The sequence below is a fragment of the Vibrio ruber DSM 16370 genome (assembly GCF_900163965.1).
GTDB classification, from domain to species: domain Bacteria; phylum Pseudomonadota; class Gammaproteobacteria; order Enterobacterales; family Vibrionaceae; genus Vibrio; species Vibrio ruber.
Window position 1 is genome coordinate 1 of sequence record NZ_FULE01000068.1, and the last position, 18,194, is coordinate 18,194.

Annotated in this window: 19 protein-coding genes; 15 read left to right on the plus strand and 4 right to left on the minus strand. The window is 42.7% G+C overall.

Features of this window, described 5'->3' with window-relative positions; all coding sequences use genetic code 11:
• The coding region (locus VR7878_RS19375; protein WP_139344161.1) for a site-specific integrase at positions 1-636 on the plus strand (636 nt) is incomplete at its 5' end.
• Positions 637-692: 56 nt separating this feature from the next.
• Here VR7878_RS19375 and VR7878_RS19380 read toward each other — a convergent pair.
• The gene (locus VR7878_RS19380) at positions 693-1,634 is read right to left on the minus strand and encodes a hypothetical protein (protein ID WP_139344162.1); all 942 of its coding nucleotides are present in this window, start codon (positions 1,632-1,634) and stop codon (positions 693-695) included.
• A gap of 510 nt (positions 1,635-2,144) precedes the next feature.
• Between VR7878_RS19380 and VR7878_RS19385 the strand changes: the two genes are divergently transcribed.
• The 5 genes from VR7878_RS19385 (at position 2,145) to VR7878_RS19405 (ending at position 6,302) form a co-directional block, all read left to right on the plus strand.
• The gene (locus VR7878_RS19385; RefSeq protein WP_077337629.1) at positions 2,145-3,047 is read left to right on the plus strand and encodes a hypothetical protein; all 903 of its coding nucleotides are present in this window, start codon (positions 2,145-2,147) and stop codon (positions 3,045-3,047) included.
• A 93-nt stretch (positions 3,048-3,140) separates the two neighbouring features.
• Positions 3,141-3,389: a helix-turn-helix transcriptional regulator gene (locus tag VR7878_RS19390; protein WP_077337630.1), complete on the plus strand. Its 249-nt coding sequence runs from the start codon at positions 3,141-3,143 to the stop codon at positions 3,387-3,389.
• Positions 3,382-3,645, plus strand: coding sequence for a hypothetical protein (locus VR7878_RS19395; RefSeq protein ID WP_235862919.1), 264 nt, complete (start codon positions 3,382-3,384; stop codon positions 3,643-3,645). Before VR7878_RS19390 ends, VR7878_RS19395 begins: the two co-directional genes overlap by 8 nt.
• A complete protein-coding gene (locus VR7878_RS19400) occupies positions 3,642-5,225 on the plus strand; it encodes a replication endonuclease (RefSeq protein WP_235862920.1) in 1,584 nt (527 codons plus the stop codon). The genes VR7878_RS19395 and VR7878_RS19400 overlap by 4 nt, the downstream gene beginning before the upstream one ends.
• Positions 5,226-5,417: 192 nt before the next feature.
• Positions 5,418-6,302 carry a hypothetical protein gene (locus tag VR7878_RS19405; protein ID WP_077337631.1) on the plus strand — a complete coding sequence of 295 codons (885 nt, stop codon included), beginning with the start codon at positions 5,418-5,420 and terminating at the stop codon, positions 6,300-6,302.
• Positions 6,303-6,396: 94 nt separating this feature from the next.
• On the opposite strand, the gene VR7878_RS19410 is transcribed toward VR7878_RS19405, so the two are convergent.
• The gene (locus VR7878_RS19410; RefSeq protein WP_077337632.1) at positions 6,397-7,242 is read right to left on the minus strand and encodes an alpha/beta fold hydrolase; all 846 of its coding nucleotides are present in this window, start codon (positions 7,240-7,242) and stop codon (positions 6,397-6,399) included.
• Positions 7,243-7,359: 117 nt separating this feature from the next.
• Here VR7878_RS19410 and VR7878_RS19415 point away from each other — a divergent pair, with 117 nt between their 5' ends.
• The 9 genes from VR7878_RS19415 (at position 7,360) to VR7878_RS19455 (ending at position 15,490) form a co-directional block, all read left to right on the plus strand.
• Positions 7,360-7,563, plus strand: coding sequence for a hypothetical protein (locus tag VR7878_RS19415; protein ID WP_077337633.1), 204 nt, complete (start codon positions 7,360-7,362; stop codon positions 7,561-7,563).
• 168 nt (positions 7,564-7,731) lie between these two features.
• Positions 7,732-9,291 (plus strand): S-type pyocin domain-containing protein, encoded by a 1,560-nt coding sequence (locus tag VR7878_RS19420; protein ID WP_077337634.1) that lies wholly within the window; start codon positions 7,732-7,734, stop codon positions 9,289-9,291.
• Positions 9,288-9,818 carry an ankyrin repeat domain-containing protein gene (locus VR7878_RS19425; RefSeq protein ID WP_077337635.1) on the plus strand — a complete coding sequence of 177 codons (531 nt, stop codon included), beginning with the start codon at positions 9,288-9,290 and terminating at the stop codon, positions 9,816-9,818. The genes VR7878_RS19420 and VR7878_RS19425 overlap by 4 nt, the downstream gene beginning before the upstream one ends.
• A 545-nt stretch (positions 9,819-10,363) precedes the next feature.
• Entirely contained in the window at positions 10,364-10,912 is a 549-nt protein-coding gene (locus VR7878_RS19430; protein ID WP_077337636.1) for a GH-E family nuclease, read from the plus strand.
• A complete protein-coding gene (locus VR7878_RS19435) occupies positions 10,912-11,430 on the plus strand; it encodes an ankyrin repeat domain-containing protein (RefSeq protein ID WP_077337637.1) in 519 nt (172 codons plus the stop codon). Before VR7878_RS19430 ends, VR7878_RS19435 begins: the two co-directional genes overlap by 1 nt.
• Before the next feature lie 280 nt (positions 11,431-11,710).
• Positions 11,711-12,589, plus strand: a complete 879-nt coding sequence (locus tag VR7878_RS19440; protein ID WP_139344163.1) for a HEPN domain-containing protein — start codon at positions 11,711-11,713, stop codon at positions 12,587-12,589.
• Positions 12,590-13,048: 459 nt separating this feature from the next.
• On the plus strand, positions 13,049-13,264 hold the full coding sequence (locus VR7878_RS20960; RefSeq protein ID WP_139344164.1) for a hypothetical protein: 216 nt from the start codon (positions 13,049-13,051) through the stop codon (positions 13,262-13,264).
• Between the two features lie 598 nt (positions 13,265-13,862).
• A complete protein-coding gene (locus VR7878_RS19450; RefSeq protein ID WP_077337639.1) occupies positions 13,863-14,393 on the plus strand; it encodes a hypothetical protein in 531 nt (176 codons plus the stop codon).
• 119 nt (positions 14,394-14,512) lie between these two features.
• The gene (locus tag VR7878_RS19455; RefSeq protein ID WP_077337640.1) at positions 14,513-15,490 is read left to right on the plus strand and encodes a hypothetical protein; all 978 of its coding nucleotides are present in this window, start codon (positions 14,513-14,515) and stop codon (positions 15,488-15,490) included.
• Between the two features lie 787 nt (positions 15,491-16,277).
• Here VR7878_RS19455 and VR7878_RS19465 read toward each other — a convergent pair.
• Positions 16,278-17,093 (minus strand): phosphodiesterase, encoded by an 816-nt coding sequence (locus tag VR7878_RS19465; RefSeq protein WP_077337642.1) that lies wholly within the window; start codon positions 17,091-17,093, stop codon positions 16,278-16,280.
• Positions 17,087-18,190, minus strand: coding sequence for an ABC transporter ATP-binding protein (locus VR7878_RS19470; protein ID WP_077337643.1), 1,104 nt, complete (start codon positions 18,188-18,190; stop codon positions 17,087-17,089). The genes VR7878_RS19465 and VR7878_RS19470 overlap by 7 nt, the downstream gene beginning before the upstream one ends.
• Positions 18,191-18,194: the final 4 nt, after the last annotated feature.

Consider the following 18,194-nt stretch of genomic DNA (forward strand, 5'->3'; position numbering starts at 1 on the left):
CTCAATGATTTGGTTCGCTCGGATGTTGGCACCGCGAAATCAGAACGACATCGCGTTTTAACCGAAGCTGAGTTAAGGTCTTTTGTTGATTTCATCACGCATTCCAACCGGATGATGGACTATTACCAACGGCTTGCATTGCTGTTGACTATCTTTGGTGCACGAACGCAAGAGGTTCGGCTTTCAACGTGGGATGAATGGGATTTTACATCCCGACGATGGACAGTCCCCAAGCAGAACAGTAAAACCGGAGAAATCATTGTTCGTCCTATTCCTCAAGATGTGATCCCTTATTTACAAACCATCAAGCAGGAAACTGAAAAGACGGGTTATGTATTGGGTGGGATTAAAGCCTCTTCCTCGGTCAGTAACAGAGGGCGCTCTTTCTGGAAAACATTAGGACATCAAAGCTTGTGGACATTTCATGACTTGCGTCGAACGATGGCAACACGAATGAATGACTTACGGGTTCCGCCCCATGTGGTTGACCATCTGTTAGGTCATGCTATCGGTGGGGTCAGCGGTGTATATAACCGAAGTCAATACATCCCAGAGAAGGAAGAAGCGTTAGAAAAATGGCTGGATTATTTGAAAATTCGGGAATTTCTATTGTCTGATGGAATTATTTCTGACTGATCTATCACTCAACCTCTCAGTTAATGTATCTTCATTCAACTGAGAGGTTGAGTGATTTATTTTTTATTAAGTACATCATGTATTAATTGTAATTCTAGATTGATTTCTTTTTTATTGTCATCCATATAAGTGATACTTCCTATCATTGCTCCCTGTTCATTTTCAACAAAAGTTAAGATTCCTTTATCTTTTGAATTGCTAAATATATTATCAAACTCTGAATAGGCTATATTCCTATCAGAATATCGACCAGAATTAAATGCCAGTCTTGATTCATTGGAATAAAATTCAAGTGTTAGATCAAATTCCTTTATGCTGACTCTTTCATTATTTGTAAGTATTATTTTTGGATCTGTATCTTTTATAAAGGAAATCTCTATAGATTTACATGATGGGGGCAGTTTACGATAATTTTTCATTACCCATCTTGTAACGCCCATTTCTTGAGCTGCTTTCATTAGATAGTCAACCAATTGATATTGTTTACCAGATTCTTCTATGATCGAACGATAGCTAAAGGCAAGCTTTGTAGGCTCTTTCACCTCACCCCCATTAACTTGAATCCCAAATTTTGTCGGCCTAAAATTTACGTGAACTACAGTTCCATTATTGATTTTTGTGATGAAATCTATCCAACGTGTATCTATTGCTTCTTCGAGTGTTAATAGCTCGACATTATCTATTCTAGCTTTTTTGTAAACATCTTCCGTGAAGCCGGATTCTGAAACCAATACTGTCTTCGATATAGGCAAGTCTTCATGTTTTTTTACAAGCTGCCGATACCATACCAAATCCGCAGGTCTCGATTTTGATGTACATTCGATACCGATAATAATTGGAACTAAACCTACATGACTTTCAATGACTATATCTACTTCAACAAGACTACCAGTGTCTTTATCTACAAGCATCTTTGATTCAGTTACGATTGCGCTTCCAGAAAGTTGCTTATATATTTGTGTGATTAATTTTTGGAAAAAATTTGTTCGTTTAGGCACTGCCACCCTCTCAAAAACACTGTATATTTAATTTTTGGATATGATATCGCAATTTTTTTGCAATAACATGATCTATATTTTAGTTGATTTAGTTAGATAAATCCTCCCACAAGAAATAAGACGGTTGAATTAGAGTAGCTATCTATCACTCACAAACCCTATCGGATAAGGTTGCCAACACTAACCGATACCATATCCGATAGCCTTGATATACCCAATATAATGCTGTTGTTCTATACAGTATCAAGTGGTTAAAATACCGTTTGCGATTCTAAATCGGTTTACAATCACAAACGGTTTCGGTTGCATTATATAGGGAACGAGGATTCACAATCTTTGTAAACCGGATTGTGGTTCCGGTTGCCAGCCACAAATGCAATGATTGGGAATGTTTTCCGAATCTATCTACATCAATGACATGATGTGATGTTACATAAGGCGATCTTGGTTCCTATGTAACATAACGTTATGTTATATAAGAGCATCATATTCAGAGTATGGGTTGTACATATGTTGGTAAACAAGCGTCGGTTTATCCGCTTGGATGAGATTTCAGAGAAAACACCGTTAACCAAAGGGGATGTGTTGGCGTTGATTGAAAACGGAGATTTAGCCTTTTGTGCAATGGTTGACCTGCATCGGATGGCAGCATTCAATCCTAAAACTAATACGGTTTTAGGTGTGTTCAATTATCGCGGTATGGTTCGTTTGTACAAAAAGGATTCACAAGCGTTCACATTAAAGAATAAAGCTCAGACATTGAAACAGGTGTTTATCCTGCAACCGGATAAAATCAACCAGTGGGGCAGTGTTGCGGAGTATTTCGGGGAAGTGGCACACAGCCGTTACCGAATTGTACCAAAGCGAATGCCTCAACCTGATTTTGCATTTCCGGCTTTGGCACAGGTTGAAATAGGTCAGTCGTTTACTCAGATAGGAAAAAACCTCCTTGCTGATTGGGGAAAGACGCTTGATGTTCCGAATCAATTGCAGGCTGACAACAACCACTATTTTCAATCTACATGGGTGGTTATCCAACCGGAATCACTCCGACTGGATATAGAGGCCATTGAGCGGCTATGTGGTCAGCATCAGTCCTCTATGGCAGAAAATAGTGTTCAGAGTCCCGCAATTTCTCAGTTGGAAGCACTTACCCATCCCATTGAGCAAATCGTTTACCGGATACTCAAACAAGACCCTGACGCCCGAGCCGATAAAATCTGGAATATGATGCGCACTGAGTTCCGGCAAGGCGGAGCGCGTCAGTATGATGTCGATGGTGTGATTGAATCGATGAGCGCTGATGATATTTGCTGGTTCGGTAAAGGGCTGGAGACAGAAAACGAAATGGGCTATGAAGCCTTTCGCAAGAATACCGTATACAAGGTGCGCAAGCTGGTCAAACGAACCTGAAAAACATAACGTCATTGTCAGCGTCATTGATAGCGTCATATGACGTTTGCGACGCTTATGGTTTGAGTCTCAATCAACCAAGGAGACTCACCGATGACAACCATAAACCTATCAATTGAAAAACGTGCTTATACCGAGCAGGAAACCGCAGCTTATATCGGTATGAGCCGTTCATTCCTCAGACAGTCCCGTATGGAAGGGCTACGCACCAACCGCACCGATGCGCCACCGTTTATTAAAATCGGACGTTCGGTTCGTTACCTCAAAGAAGATTTAGACCGGTGGCTGGACAATCACACCAAGCTTGAGCATCTGGCTCAGGAAGGGGGTTGTCGTGTCTGAATCAATCCCTCAACTGACTCAAGAGCAACACACTTTACTCAAATGGATGAAGAGCGGGCGGACGTTTAAAGTCTGCTCGGACTACGGGCCGATGAAAGGCGACATTCAACCGAAAACCCGGTTACCTGTACGAGTCTTTCAAGGCACGGTTGAAAAGCTCTATCAGGCCGGACTGATTAGTTTCACTCCGGTCAACTTCTTTGGTCAGCGTTGGGATGAGTTTTCCCTGACGCCAAAAGGGAAAGCCAGCCAATGACAAAAACAGATACCATGATTCAGACCGAGATTGACCTTTCATCAATCGCGTGGGATGACAGAGCCTTTGTTCAGCAAAGGCTTTTTTGCTTTCCGGTAGAAATACAAAAACTACTGCTGAAATCGTATCTCAGCAAGCCAACCAAGTTTGAGCGCAATACCTATTTAAGAACGACCACGGAACAAATCGCGGCTAAGCTGTCCGTTCCTGTCAGCCAACTGGAACTGAATCTCAGTGAGGATGACTTACGCGAGAAAGCCAAGCATCTGGCTCAATCCGTGTTTGCTTTGCGTCGTCAATTTCTCAATGATGAACTCGCTCTTGAGACCGTCCGCGGCTTTATCCGTCAGCAAGGGATTACTCCCACAGAAAGCTATTCCCTCCATGGTGAAATGGGACGCTACAGTGATGCAAAGTGGTGGTTACGTAAACTGAGAAAATCGCTCAGACGCAATATTGAAACGGTGCTGCATCATCTCAATCAGGTGAACAAGAAAACCAGTCTGTATTGCTCTCGTCTGACGCTGAAAGCCCGAATCAGACAAAAAGCCTATCAACATGAATACTTGTCGAATACCTTTGCGGTCAATGAGCAAGGCCAGCGCTTCTCATTACTGGAATTGTCACAAAAAGGTGTATCAGACCCGAAAATCAGAAAAGGCGAGCTGATGGTCAGAGCCAGAGGCTTTGAAGAGTTGGCGCAAGACTTAGGGCATGAAGCGACCTTTTTAACCATCACCTGTCCGTCAAAGTATCACCGCAGTTATTCCAAATCAGGCGATATCAATCCCAAGTGGGAAGGATTGACCCCATTAGACGGGCAAGCCTATCTCAATAAACAGTGGCAACTCATCCGAGCCAAATTGAATCGGTTAGACATCCGCTTTTATGGCTTTCGGGTGGCTGAGCCGCAACACGACGGCACCCCACACTGGCATTTACTGTTATTTGTCGAAAAGCACCAATATCAAAAGATGGTTGATATCATGCGTGACTATGCCCTGAGAGAAGACGGTGACGAGACCGGAGCGGACAAACACCGCTTTACCGAAGTGAAAATCGACCCGAACAAAGGCTCAGCGACCGGCTACATTGCCAAATACATATCCAAGAATATCGACGGGGAAAACCTTGAATGTGGCATCTATGGCGAAGACCCGTTAGAAGCTGCGGCCAGAGTGGACGCATGGGCGGCCTGTTGGGGCATTCGTCAGTTTCAGCAACTTGGCGGCTGTTCGGTCACGGTCTGGCGTGAATTGCGCAGATTAAAAGACATTATGAATTTACCGGAAAGAGCCAAAGCAATCATCGAAGCTGCCGACAAAGGCGACTGGAAGACTTACACGCAGCAAATGGGCGGTGTGTTCTGTGAGCGCCAAGCACAGGTATTTAAGCCCTACTATGAGCTTTCAGTTGACCAAACCACCGGAGCGGTGAAAACCAGCCAATATTGTGATAATGAACTGGTCAGGGCTTTAAAAGGGGTGATGACTGCCGGACGTGAATTCATCACCCGTGTCTTTGCATGGCGGATAGAGTCCGGCTTAGCGCCTTCTTTTAACTTGGAGTTCTGTGAATAAGTGTATTTTGCGTAAATTAATAATAGAGTTTAGTGAAAACATATATTGAACAGATGATGTAAAATTAATTATCCATAGATATTGTGAGCAAAAATGACACACAAACAAGATTGACATATCTGAAAAAATTAATAACCTTTACATCTATGTAATTAATGGAATATCAATTTTTAACAGTTGGATTAAGTATATATGGCTGAATATGGAAATAAGAAGGTTTTAGTAGTATCTGAGCAAGAGATTGCTCATTTAAATGAAGTAATGAAAAGTTTCAATTCTAATATTTCAGTAGCAATGTCTTATGTGAGGCATACTCAAAAATTAACATTTAGAGAATTGGAAAAAAGATTTTCAGGCATTAACGGGAACACGTTAAAACGTTACATGCAACAAAGTTATCAGTCGATGCGCCCTATTCATATTGTTGCTGCATACTCATGGGTAACGATGGTTCCGATGACTGCATTTTATTATGGTTTTAAAATTAAAGAGTTTTATCGAGGTATGGACGATAACGCTGTTGAAGCATTAATCTGTCTGGGGCGTTTACCTACCGAAATGCTCAATCAATTTCTAAATATGATTTTTAGCATGTTAAGTGATACGTCTAAATCAGAGTTTCTAGAATTCAGACAAAAGTTAGAATCAGAATATGGGGTGATTGAAGATCATAGTGACCTCTTACCACCTGAGAAATTAGATATCGAAGAGTTTGCAATAGACTACTATCGTTCTGTTGCGGTGACAGCAAGACAGTTCAGGAAAGAGTACAATATCTCAGTAGAGACAGCTTCTCGTTTGATTGGTTTATCAGAGTACCAATATCATGTGTTAGAAGACATTAATAGAATTGTTCCTATGCCTGCATCTATAGGATTTAGAGCAAAACTTGGTTTCAAACTCGATTCTCATGCCAATTTTACCAGTGCAATGAAAACTTTTCCTGAATTTCATAAACTTAGACAGGTTCAACATGTACGAGATTCTTTATTAGTTGAAGCCTTGAGAAGACTGAAACACCACGAACGGGGTCCGATGACAAAGGTTTTGATTAGCTTATCAGAACTATATAAGTAAAATGATATGTTTACCATTGAGTGGGCATGGACAACTCAAAATGCACAAAATTTTGGGTTGACCATACCTCATATAAATTTAAAAATATAAACTCTTAGTTAGTAAGATTTTGCAATGATTTTTCGATAGAAACATATGATGATGCTAGCGCGATCATTGCAGAATAAATTTTATCTGGGTGCTGTAAATGGACAAGATGATCTGCATTTTTAATTATCACGAAGTTACTATTTTTCAATTGATTTGAAAAATCCCTGACAATTTCAACGGTTGCGTATGGGTCATATTCTCCGACACAGACTGTACAGGGTATTTTTATATTTTCTACATGAGATGGATTGTGAACCAATAATCGAATTGAATTCTCAAAAAATATATCAATTTGATCTGGTGATAAATTATATATACTCCTTTTTGTTGCTTTGATGATGGTTTTATTTCTGGGAATATTAGGATTATTCACAGTCACTGAATGGGTAAATGTATGGGCGAATTCTTCTTGACTTTGCATTGCAGCAGCAATCATTTTTTTTGTGGCTTGCCTACCGGACTTTGGTATGCCCGGAACACCACCACAAATAGACAAACTGCAAACATGAGGCCATAGGTCACATAACTCTACAGCAATGGCCGTTGAATATGATATAGCAATGAGGTGAGCACTTTTTATACCCATATAGTGAATGAACTCTAATAGCATTAATGTCTGTTCTCTGATGCTAATGTTTGAATCCAATGGGGTGGTTTTTCCCGTTCCCGGAATCTCAATAGTTAAACAATCCAGATGTTCAGAAAATTTACGAGAGAATGAATCAACAGATTCGATGTCCTGTAAAGCACCAAGCAGGAAAATGACCACATGTTCTGATTCAGATTGATGATTCTTATACAAAGAAAATCTGAACAGGTTGTTATTAAGAATAATTTGATTGATTTCCATTGTGTTTCTCCTTTTAGAAATGGAGAGCAAAATATAAATCATTCATATAGATAAGAATAAACAGAAGCGATTGCATCGCGTCATCGCTCATTGGGTACAAACGATGTTGGTAGGCTTATGAAACAAGATAAATCATCTCACTCTCTGCTTGATGCTGATCAACCTGTCAGAGAGTTTATTGCATCCCTTTATGAAACCTTCAGCGCTCAGCTAAAACAGCAAGATGACCCACGAGTCAAAATTGAATACTTTGGTGGGGTAATCGAAGTTCAGCTTGTCTCTTTCGACGGGATTTATGAACGATCAAAAGCTGAGAAATAGCATCAACGTGATTACTATTCATCAATAAGGCAGTAAATCCCCCTATTTATGGAATGTAAACCACATTAACAATCTGATTCTATTGATAATGGATCATCTGTTATTGTGCTGTTGTACAATGCTCCTCCTATATCGATATGAACTGAATTCATACATAAACAACGTCAAATGAACTATCAAACCATCCAAATCTACAACCTGATGAGTTATGAATTTGCTCAGGTTGAAGGGGATTTTTCATCCCTGAACGAATCGGATATAAAATCCGTGACGCCTGCCGGAATGCGCTGTTCTGATTTTCTTGAGCAGCTTCGCAGCGGTCATCAAGTCTTACTCACTGATACACCATCCATCCCCTTATTGATTCGGGATCGGGATGAATGGGGCAATCAATACTGGCGAGTCAATCCCGAGGTTGAGCCTCAGCTCGACTGGCTGGCATACAAGGCCTATACCGCACGGGTTGAGCTGGTCAATCATGGCATTGGCTCATCTTACGTCGGCAATGTTAACGCCTCGGTGTATACCGAGCCTTATGTTGAACGCAATCAAGTGAAACTCACTTTAGCGCAGCGGCTGGCAAAACAGCGTCAGGAACGATTACAGGAATCAGAGAACATTCAACTGCCCCCGTCATCATGGCAAGACACGTTTAACAAGCCGCCAATCAAACCCTCTCGTTTTGCAAAATCTGCCCTTGTGCCGAGAGGAACGTGTAATATCGGTACGCAAAGAGAGCAACTCTCATCTCTGGGTGAGTATGCGGCCTATACGCTGGCGATTGGTCAGGGGGTTGGGACGGCAGCGACTGAAGACGCTTTTTTAACGCGTATTGGCGGTGCAGCACTGGCAGAGCTACCAAACCTGACGATGAAAATTGTCGGTCGCGCTGGCATTCTGGCCGCATTTATGCCCAGCCAGCTTGGTGACGGCACGCTGTACAATGAAAATGACCTGATGGATAAAACCACGGTTGAAACCAATATCCGCTTAGGGTTCAATGCTGATAATCGGATTTACGGTTATCATGTCAATGGGGTGAATATTCCCAAACGTGAAGTGACTCGGGTCGGTGATAAATTTGTCGTTGAGTTAGAGCCGGATGTCACTATTGAATGGATACCGATGAGTGGCGATTTTGGTGGTAAACCAATCCTTGTCAATCCCATTCCTGACCTGAAAACTTACAATATCTGGGTGTATCCGGAGGCTGAGCAAGGCCAAGAATTTGATAACACCTACATCACGCCAATCGCTGATGCAGATTTACAAGACTACATTCTGACCTTTCCGGCAGATACCGGACTCCCACCACTGTATGTGGTATATAGTCATCAAGTGCGTCAACCGAATGGTCAGTTCGGGGCGAGTAAATACCCCAAACCGGAGCTAAACCGAACATCTCTTCGGGCTGAGACCAAAAGACAGATTGAAGCCAATGCAAGAAAACTGAATGGTCGGTTTGTGGATAATAGCGGTCGTGAGATCACTGACTGGCACTATGGACATAGGAAAGGCTTAGAAAATCGACGGATACTCAGAGCCGCTGATGAGATGGAAATGACACAGGAAGAATTGAATGATTTTGTGAATTCACACCCTGACTATTTTCAGATTGAAGACGCCAGAACTAACCTTAGTCATGCAAACGAAAAACCGGGCAGTGATGACCTAGAAAAAATTCTTGAAGATATGGACAAATTTTTAGAGAAGAGACGATTAAAATGAAATATACCGAAAGACCGGAGTATAAGCTTTTTAAGGCCTTGAGGAATGGGCAAATACAACAAGCTGAAACATTGATTAAAGACGGTGCAGACATTCACAGAATATCAGAATCGGAGCAATGGAGTTACTTGCATAAAATCCTGATGTCAACGTCTACAGACCCAGAGGAAAGTCCTCCGATTGAGTCTGTCCAATACCTCATTGACCAAGGGCTGGATATCAACGCAATTGATAGCTATGGCTATACGCCACTGATTTATGCTGTACGACAACAAAATATTGAAGGAATGCGGCTGTTACTGGAAAATGGAGCTGATGAGTTAATTGAACACCGAGCAAGTGATGATGCAACACCTTTGAATATGGTGTTTGATAGCAAACCCTATCGGTATGAAATTATGAAACTATTGCTTGATTTCGGTGCTGATCCTGATGCTAAAACAGAAAAGGGAAAATCAGTCCGAGAGCTTGTTAACTTACTCGATGATATGGATCCTAAGATTATTGAATTAGTCAGTCATTACTAAATAAAGCCCAATCATAAGTAAAGCTATTGTTTAAAACGGAACCGATTCAGAGTCGCATGATGTCGTGGCTCTTTTTGTATCAGCCCTTTTCCTGCAAAATCAGGGCTTGCAAAGATAGTCAATATGTTTAAAAATCAAGCAAACCTTAAATTAGGCACTTCATTGTTGTTCATGTAAGTATATGATTATTCAAAACAATTGCGTGTAGCAATGTGTGTATAAAATTGGTTTTTTTAATAAGCAAAACTTCAATTAATTTCAATAAAATCATTTGGTTATAATTGGCGTTAAATAATCCACGGATGATTTTTCAGGATTGCTTGAGCAGGATGCGAATCAATCCGACCCTGATGACGCGCGCTGAACTTAAACCTAGGCCTTTTGGGGTACTTTTTCGGCCTTGAAAAAGTACCTGGGGCGCGTTCGAGAATGCTAATGAAATCGAAGAACGGGATTGCGCACCAAACCAGCAGATTTACTATTGAACACACCAAACCACAATTTAATCACCTCAAGAGGGCCTCCCTGTTATTCCCATCCCGGAGATGGAAAAGTACGATATCTGGATCCATCCGAAAGCGGAGCAAGGGCAAGAATTTGACAACACCTACATCACGCCAATTGCTGATGCGAATTTACAAGACTATATTCTGACCTTTCCGGCAGAGACTGGGTTACCACCGTTGTATGTGGTGTATAGTCACCAAATCCGCAAGCCGAATGGTCAGTTTGGTGCGAGTCAGTATCCCAAGCCAGAACTGAATCGCACATCCCTTCGGGCTGACACCAAAAGACAGATTGAAGCCAATGCAAGAAAACTCAATGGTCAGTTTGTTGATAAGAGTGGTCGAGTGATCACTGACTGGCATTATGGACATAAATATGGTCTGGAAAACAGGCGGCTACTCAGAGCCGCTGACCAGATGGGAATGACTCAGGAAGAATTGAATGATTTTGTGAATTCACATCCTGACTATTTTCTTATTGAGGATGCTAAGACCAATCTGAGTCATGTGAATGAGAAGCCGGGCAGTGATGATTTAAGAAAAATTCTCAGAGATATGAGAAAATTTTTGAAAAACAGGAAGACATAATGAGTTACGAATACGAATTATACGATGCTGTACTGGATGGTGATATTAATGAAGTCAAAGCGCTTATTGATAAAGGTGCTGATATTCATGAAGTCACGGAATCAGAGCACTGGACATACCTACATCACGTATTTATGTCTCCCTCTACAAAACTAGAGGAAAGAACACCACTCGAATCAATTCAGTATCTGATTGACCAAGGCTTGGATGTCAACGCAATTGATAGTTATGGCTATACACCACTGATTTATGCTGTACGACAACAAAATATTGAAGGGATGCGGTTACTGCTGGAAAACGGGGCGGATGAGTTAATTGAACATCAAGCAAGTGATGATGCAACACCTTTGAATATGGTATTTGATAACAAACCTTATCAGTATGAAGTTATGAAACTATTGCTTGATTTCGGTGCTGACCCTGATGCTAAAACAGAAAAAGGCAAATCAGTCCGAGAGTTGGTAAGTCTACTTGATGATATGGATCCTAAGATGATTGAGTTGGTTCGTCATTACTAAATATAATCCTGTTATCAATATGCATCGGTATCATAAATTGACCCACAATTGCAGAGACTGTTCAACATTCTGTGTCAGCCCCCATGTCTCAGAATTCAGAGAAGGGCATTGTGTCATGACTCGAAGCCGGGTGCGGAGACAATCATAAAGGCAAAAAATAAAAAAGAACCGCGTCGCATTTTACCTTTGAGCCGTGCTAAAACGATGATAAACGGTGTTTTTTGTTGAATGCTTCTTTTATGCTAGCGCTATTCATCCACAACCACCCAATGCTGCTATTATGAAAACATCCCTCGACCATCTGCCGGAATACAAACAGCGTGAGCTTGCTACGATTTCAACGATTCTGCGTGACACGCTGGAAGACTACCTTCAGGGCAAAACGGCGAGTAAGAGTGAATTTCGTATTCTGAAAATCATTCTGTTCGGTAGCCATGCGAAAGGTAACTGGGTCAAAGATCCGGTCAATGGTTATATCAGCGATTACGATATTCTGGTGATTGTGAATAAAGCTGCTTTGGTCGAGGAAGACGTGGTTTGGCAGCGGGCCGAAGAGCAAATTGACCGGAGAGTAAAATCCGCACCGCTCGGGTTGATTGTGCATGATTTGCAGGAAGTGAATGAGCGATTGCAACAGGGTCACTATTTTTTTAAGGATATCCGTGAAGAGGGTATCGAACTGTTTGCCGCAACGCCGAAGCCGTTGGCGATGCCGGGAGATTTAAGCGAAACCGAGTTGCGGGAGATTGCCCGTAAGCATTATGAGCAGTGGTTTGAAAGTGCTTCTGATTTTCTGGTGACTTATCGATTTGATAAAAATCGCGGCAAGTTAAAACAGGCGGCTTTTCTCTTGCATCAAGCGACGGAACGGTTTTTCGCTTGCACGTTGCTGACCTGCACCAATTACTTACCCAAATCCCACAATATCGAAAAGTTGGGGAAATTTTGTTCACAAATCGATCTGGCCTTTGCTGAGATTTTCCCGATGGACAACAAATTCCACCGCCGCAGCTTCCGGCGTCTGCAACGAGCCTATATTGATGCGCGTTATTCGGAGCATTATGAAATTACCGAAGAAGAGTTGAATTATCTGGAGACAGAAGTGCAGCGCTTACAGGTGTTAACCGAACAGGTTTGTCGGGGGAGAATCGGGGATTGAGTGATCGTTGTATTTTGATTCTCTCAGTATCCGGCTCCTATATTTGACGCACAGTTGCGTTCCTCAATTTCAGAGGCATCGGTGCTCAGTGCGCCAGTTCATCTTTCAGAGATGAAAGACGAACCAGAAAATCTTTTTTGTTGGGCTTGGTCACACGTTGTCCAGAACCAGCTTTTACGGGCGTCCTGCCCGGAAAAGCCTAACCATTCTTCCTTGAATGGTTTTCTTCGTTTGGTGGCTGTTTTGAGTTGGGTGAAACTCTGAATCAATAAAGCCAACTTGATCGATGTTCTCAGGGTAAAATTCATGGATGAATTTTAAGCTTTTCGTGAGCAGGAGCGAATAAAAGCGACCCTGATTACGCGCACTGAACCCAAAAAGATGCTTTTGGTTCCTTTTGACATCCATCAAAAGGAACTGGGGCGCTTTCGAAGAAGCTAATGAAATCGAAGAAAGTCATTGCGTCCCAAACTCAGCATCACCCTTTTACTTTTCCAGCCTCCGGCGTTGCAGTTTTACGCACAATTACGTTCCTCAATTTCAGAGGCATCGGTGCTCAGTGCGCCAGTTCATCTTTCAGAGATGAAAGACGAACCAGAAAATCTTTTTTTGTTTGGCTTGGTCGCACGTTGTCCAGAACCAGCTTTTACGGGCGTCCTGCCCGGAAAAGCCTAACCATTCATCCTTGAATGGTTTTCTTCGTTTGGTGGCTGTTTTGAGTTGGGTGAAACTCTGAATCAATAAAGCTAAATTGATCGATGAATTCAGGGGAAAATTCACGGATGAATTTTAAGCTTTTCGTGAGCAGGAGCGAATCAATCCGACCCTGATTAGCGCACTGAACTTAAAAAGATGCTTTGGTTCCTTTTGACATCCTTACCACAGAGCCACCATTTCTCCCCCCATCATCACTTTTACTGACTGTTTAAACGTTGCAGTTTCCTGCAAACCCTACCTACATCAAAGAATGTCATGTTTGTGTCAATTTTTTCTGGATATTCTCTGTAACTTATTAAATCCTATGTAGGGTGTTTAGATGCTTATTCACGAACCAATGGCGCTTATCCGTAATGAGTTCGAATGGCGGTAGCGTGGGCGAATCAGTTGTACGTAGGTTAGACGGCACAGAGCTGTAATTTCTGTTTGATAATGGTGTTTCATTGATGTTTTGATTCGATCACGTGAAGTATTTTATCGAATAGCGATAAGTTATACAGAAGTATTCTCATAGAGTGGTTCTGTATAATAAACTGTTAAGTTACCGGAAGGTTAAATGCAACACGTAAAAATATATCCTCATAATGATTTATTAAATTTAGCTTATCATCAAATATCAACGATTCGCACTAAAGTTGCGAGTCGAGAGCATGATGGCCTTGGCTTGGATTGCCTTGCATGTTTAATATCACTTTCTTTTTCTGTTGAAGCAATTATTAATTTCGTAGGTTCAAAACGAATTGATGAATGGAAAGAACGAGATTCATATAAAAATAAAATAAAGAGAGTATGTGCTTTTGCGGGACAAGAATTTGATTCAAGTGTAGGCATATATAACGTTTTATGGCAGTTGAAAGAACTCAGGGATTCTATTGCTCATGGTAAACCTAGCGAACAAATTACGACTGATGCACAAACGAGAGAACAACTTTTTGAGCAGATGGAATGCCCTTGGGATAAAGCGTTAAATCCTGAAAATGTTGAGGCTACTTATAAAGCGGTACAGCAATTTAAGAGAGTCTTATTTAAAGGCTGCGAAATTCATCTGATTGATACCATTACGTATTCAAGGCCGGTGGCTGAGTAACTTAACAATACGCACCAGTAGACACTAATAATTTGGACATATGTGGTTTAAAGTTATCAGTTTGCTGAGGCAGCAAGCAAAGTGCTGCTGTGCTTGGCGTTATAACTTAGGAGAAGGCAATGGCATTGCCACCATATTCTAGTAATGTGAGATGGGCTGAGTATAAAATTGATACTCCGACTTTTCGGCTCAGTCCTGTCGAAAAACCTGACATGTCGCCATTCTTATTTCACATGACTGGTCGAAAAGAAATATTGTCTATTTTATCTCCTGACATGGATGCTTTTCCAGAAAATAGCGGTTTTCTAAAGTCAGCTATCCCAGAAGCACAAGGAGAGGACAGAAATTATACTGCAGAAGTTGTTTGCTTAACTGAGTCACCTACTTTTTGTTTAGACTTCTTTCGTTATCGTAGCTTCAACAGGTGGCGACAAAATCAGTTGTTTGGAATTGGGCTAGATAAAAGTGAGCTAGCAGAGCTTGGTGCTAGGCCTTGTATTTATGCCGATGAGCAGCTAAAAAATGACCTTATTGTCATAAAACATCGGCTTGAAGAAATTGAATTGCAAGACCCTGTTCTTAGAGAACGCCTCCCTTCACTCATTAATAGAGCATATCCACTGATGATGCCTCTTTTAGAAAACAAAGCAAGCCAAGGCTTTATGTGGGAGAGAGAGTGGCGATATGAAAATGCACAAGATAGAGGTTTAGTATTCCCTTATTCAGCGATTAAAATTATATGTTGCCCAGAAAACGAGGAAGAAGGAATCAGACATGTTTTGGGGATATACTCAAATAACATTAAATTTGTGAGATCTTGGCGAGAATACAATGAAGTTACTAGTTATCTAAAAAATAGAAAGCGTGAGATGCATGTTCCCAGCAAGCTTTCATATAGTAATGACCAAGAATATTTAAGCGCATTAAAAGAGCAGTTGGTCAATTATCGATCTGTTTTTAATCGAATAGAAGCATTCAAGAATTTCATCGAAATAATTGAAAGTAAAGGAGCTTCCACAAGTGATGCTTTGCATGAACTGCAGCAGACGATGGATTCAATGATTCAGCAGATACGAAACATTCAGGATAAGTTATGACAAAGCATTGCAGCGGACAAGCCGCTGAATGCGGGTTATTAATCAAAAGGAAGTATAGATGCCAAGTGGTCAACAAATACCTGCATCACAAGTTTTATCTTCTTAGCCTTTTTAGCCTTTGGCTCCTAAATTTGACGCACAGTTGCGTTCCTCAATATCAGAGGCATCAGTGCTCAGTGCGCCAGTTCATCTTTCAGAGATGAAAGACGAACCAGAAAATCTTTTTTGTTGGGCTTGGCCGCACGTTGTCCAGAACCAGCTTTTACGGGCGTCCTGCCCGGAAAAGCCTAACCATTCTTCCTTGAATGGTTTTCTTTGTTGGGTGGTTTGTTTGAATTGGGTGAAATCTCTTTAAGGCGAAGCCAAATTGATCGACGCTCTCAGGGTAAAATTCATGGATGAATTTTAAGCTTTTCGTGAGCAGGATGCGAATCAATCCGACCCTGATTACGTGCGCTGAACTCAAAAAAGATGCTTTTGGTTCCTTTTGACATCTATCAAAAGGAACTGGGGCGCTTTCGAAGAAGCTAATGAAATCGAAGAAAGTCATTGCGCACCAAACCACAGCATTACCAATCCAAACCACAACATGACCAATCTTATTCCCCCGCCTTGGCTGAGGGAGATGCTTTTGGTTCCTTTTGACATCCATCAAAAGGAACTGGGGCGCTTTCGAAAATGCCAATGAGATCGAAGAAAGTCATTGCGCACCAAACCACAGCATTACCAATCCAAACCTCCACGCCATACCCAAAAAACACCTTCCAAAAACACCCCAAAAAACCAACTAATCTATCAAACAATGATTCTCATCGAAAAACGGATAAGGCCCCTCAACCGCATCGATATAACTGATATGGCTGCAAATTCCCTCCGGTTCGAGACGGAACAACTGAATGGCTCCCGGCTCCAGTGAGAAACAAGCGGGCGCTTGGGGATCTAAATCAAGCGTCACGGCATGGCTGTGAGACGGGCCGACCCAGACGGGGATTCGATGCCACGTCGCTACAATCGGGCGATGTATGTGGCCGACAACAATCCCGGCCACATGCGGGTGAGATTGCAATACTTGATATAATTCATCACTGTTCTGGAGGTTTTGCACATCCATATGTTGTAACCCGACCGTCATCGGCGGGTGGTGCATAAATAGCAATGCCGGATGATGTTGCGTTGCCGAGAGTTGTTCATCAAGCCATCGGAGTGTCGCTTGACTCAACATGCCATAAGGCTGACCGGGTACGGAACTATCCAGCCCAATCAGTTGATAGCCGCCGACATGCTCACTGAAGTTACAAAATACCGGTGTGTCAAACGCGAGCCAGCCTTGCAATGCATCACGCAAATGCGTTCTGTTGTCATGATTGCCCGGAATGACGCGCACTACCGGTTTTAAGCGTTGCAGCTCGGCAACCAGCAGTTGATATTCGTCAGGGGTGCCGAAGTCTGCCAAGTCACCGGTGATGATCACCCGGTCAGGCATTGGCTTGAGCCGGTTGATATGATGAATCGCATGACGCAGACAACCTAATGTATCGACCTTTTTATACGCCAGTTTGCCTGACTGCTTAATATGTAAATCGGTTAACTGTGCGATTAGCATTCACGGTCTCCAATAAAAACCAAGCGCTCAGGCGCAATGGATAAGTAAACAGATTGCTGCGGCTGATAATGACGGCGGGCAAAACAGTCGATCATCAGCAGTTCATCAAGGCTGGGGATTGTGACTTGCACACGGGTGCGATCCCCTAAAAAAGTACTGCTTTGCACTTGTGCGAGGAGGGTATTGTCTGTTGCTGCATCAAGGATTTGGATATCCTCCGGGCGTACCATCGCGGTGGCCGGTTGCCCCTCATCGAGTTGCGCGCAGTGCGATTCGCTCAGGCGTAGCTGTTGTGTTTGCCCTTGGCCGGAGACATCGCCGAGGATGAATGCATTGTCCTCACGCTTGCCATGAAAACAGTTGATCTGACCGATAAAGTCTGCCACGAAGTGATTGTTCGGTGTCAGGTAAATCTCTTCCGCACTGCCGATCTGAGCAATTTCACCGTGATCGAGGACGGCAATCCGATCGCCCATTACCATCGCTTCTTCCTGATCATGGGTGACATAAATCGCCGTGATACCTAACCGTTTAAGCATCTGGTGAATGTCAATCCGCAGCCGCTGTTTGAGACGGGCGTCTAAGGCGGAAAGGGGTTCATCAAGCAATAACACCTCCGGCTCGGTGATAATCGCCCGTGCCAGAGCTACGCGCTGGCGTTGTCCGCCGGAGAGCTGGCTGATATCACGCTCTGCATACGGTTCGAGATCGAACATGGTCAGCATTTCCGCGACTTTGGCCTGTCGCTGCGCTTTGTTTTCACCGCGGACCCGCAAGCCATAGCCGATGTTGTCGCGGACATTCATATTGGGAAACAGCGCATAAGACTGAAACACCATCCCGACTTGGCGGTGCTCGATGGGTTGGTGGGTGACATCCCGCTCGCCAAAATGAATGGTGCCGCCGGGGTCGGCAAACTCTAACCCGGCAATCAGGCGCAGGGTGGTGGTTTTACCGCAGCCGGAGGGGCCGAGCAGCACTAAAATTTCACCGGCTTCGACCTGTAAATCAAGAGGCTTGAGAGCCAATGTGCCATCAGCAAAGGTCTTCTGAACCTGCTTCAGAGTCATCGCAACACTGGATTTCGCTATATTCATATCA

Excerpts from the sequence above, each read along its gene's own strand:
- VR7878_RS19385 (WP_077337629.1), top strand. The coding sequence starts at position 2,145 with ATGTTGGTAAACAAGCGTCGGTTTATCCGCTTGGATGAGATTTCAGAG.
- VR7878_RS19390 (WP_077337630.1), top strand. The coding sequence starts at position 3,141 with ATGACAACCATAAACCTATCAATTGAAAAACGTGCTTATACCGAGCAG.
- VR7878_RS19400 (WP_235862920.1), top strand. The coding sequence starts at position 3,642 with ATGACAAAAACAGATACCATGATTCAGACCGAGATTGACCTTTCATCA.
- VR7878_RS19405 (WP_077337631.1), top strand. The coding sequence starts at position 5,418 with ATGGCTGAATATGGAAATAAGAAGGTTTTAGTAGTATCTGAGCAAGAG.
- VR7878_RS19410 (WP_077337632.1), bottom strand. The coding sequence starts at position 7,242 with ATGGAAATCAATCAAATTATTCTTAATAACAACCTGTTCAGATTTTCT.
- VR7878_RS19415 (WP_077337633.1), top strand. The coding sequence starts at position 7,360 with ATGAAACAAGATAAATCATCTCACTCTCTGCTTGATGCTGATCAACCT.
- VR7878_RS19420 (WP_077337634.1), top strand. The coding sequence starts at position 7,732 with ATGAACTATCAAACCATCCAAATCTACAACCTGATGAGTTATGAATTT.
- VR7878_RS19425 (WP_077337635.1), top strand. The coding sequence starts at position 9,288 with ATGAAATATACCGAAAGACCGGAGTATAAGCTTTTTAAGGCCTTGAGG.
- VR7878_RS19430 (WP_077337636.1), top strand. The coding sequence starts at position 10,364 with ATGGAAAAGTACGATATCTGGATCCATCCGAAAGCGGAGCAAGGGCAA.
- VR7878_RS19435 (WP_077337637.1), top strand. The coding sequence starts at position 10,912 with ATGAGTTACGAATACGAATTATACGATGCTGTACTGGATGGTGATATT.
- VR7878_RS19440 (WP_139344163.1), top strand. The coding sequence starts at position 11,711 with ATGAAAACATCCCTCGACCATCTGCCGGAATACAAACAGCGTGAGCTT.
- VR7878_RS19450 (WP_077337639.1), top strand. The coding sequence starts at position 13,863 with ATGCAACACGTAAAAATATATCCTCATAATGATTTATTAAATTTAGCT.
- VR7878_RS19455 (WP_077337640.1), top strand. The coding sequence starts at position 14,513 with ATGGCATTGCCACCATATTCTAGTAATGTGAGATGGGCTGAGTATAAA.
- VR7878_RS19465 (WP_077337642.1), bottom strand. The coding sequence starts at position 17,093 with ATGCTAATCGCACAGTTAACCGATTTACATATTAAGCAGTCAGGCAAA.
- VR7878_RS19470 (WP_077337643.1), bottom strand. The coding sequence starts at position 18,190 with ATGAATATAGCGAAATCCAGTGTTGCGATGACTCTGAAGCAGGTTCAG.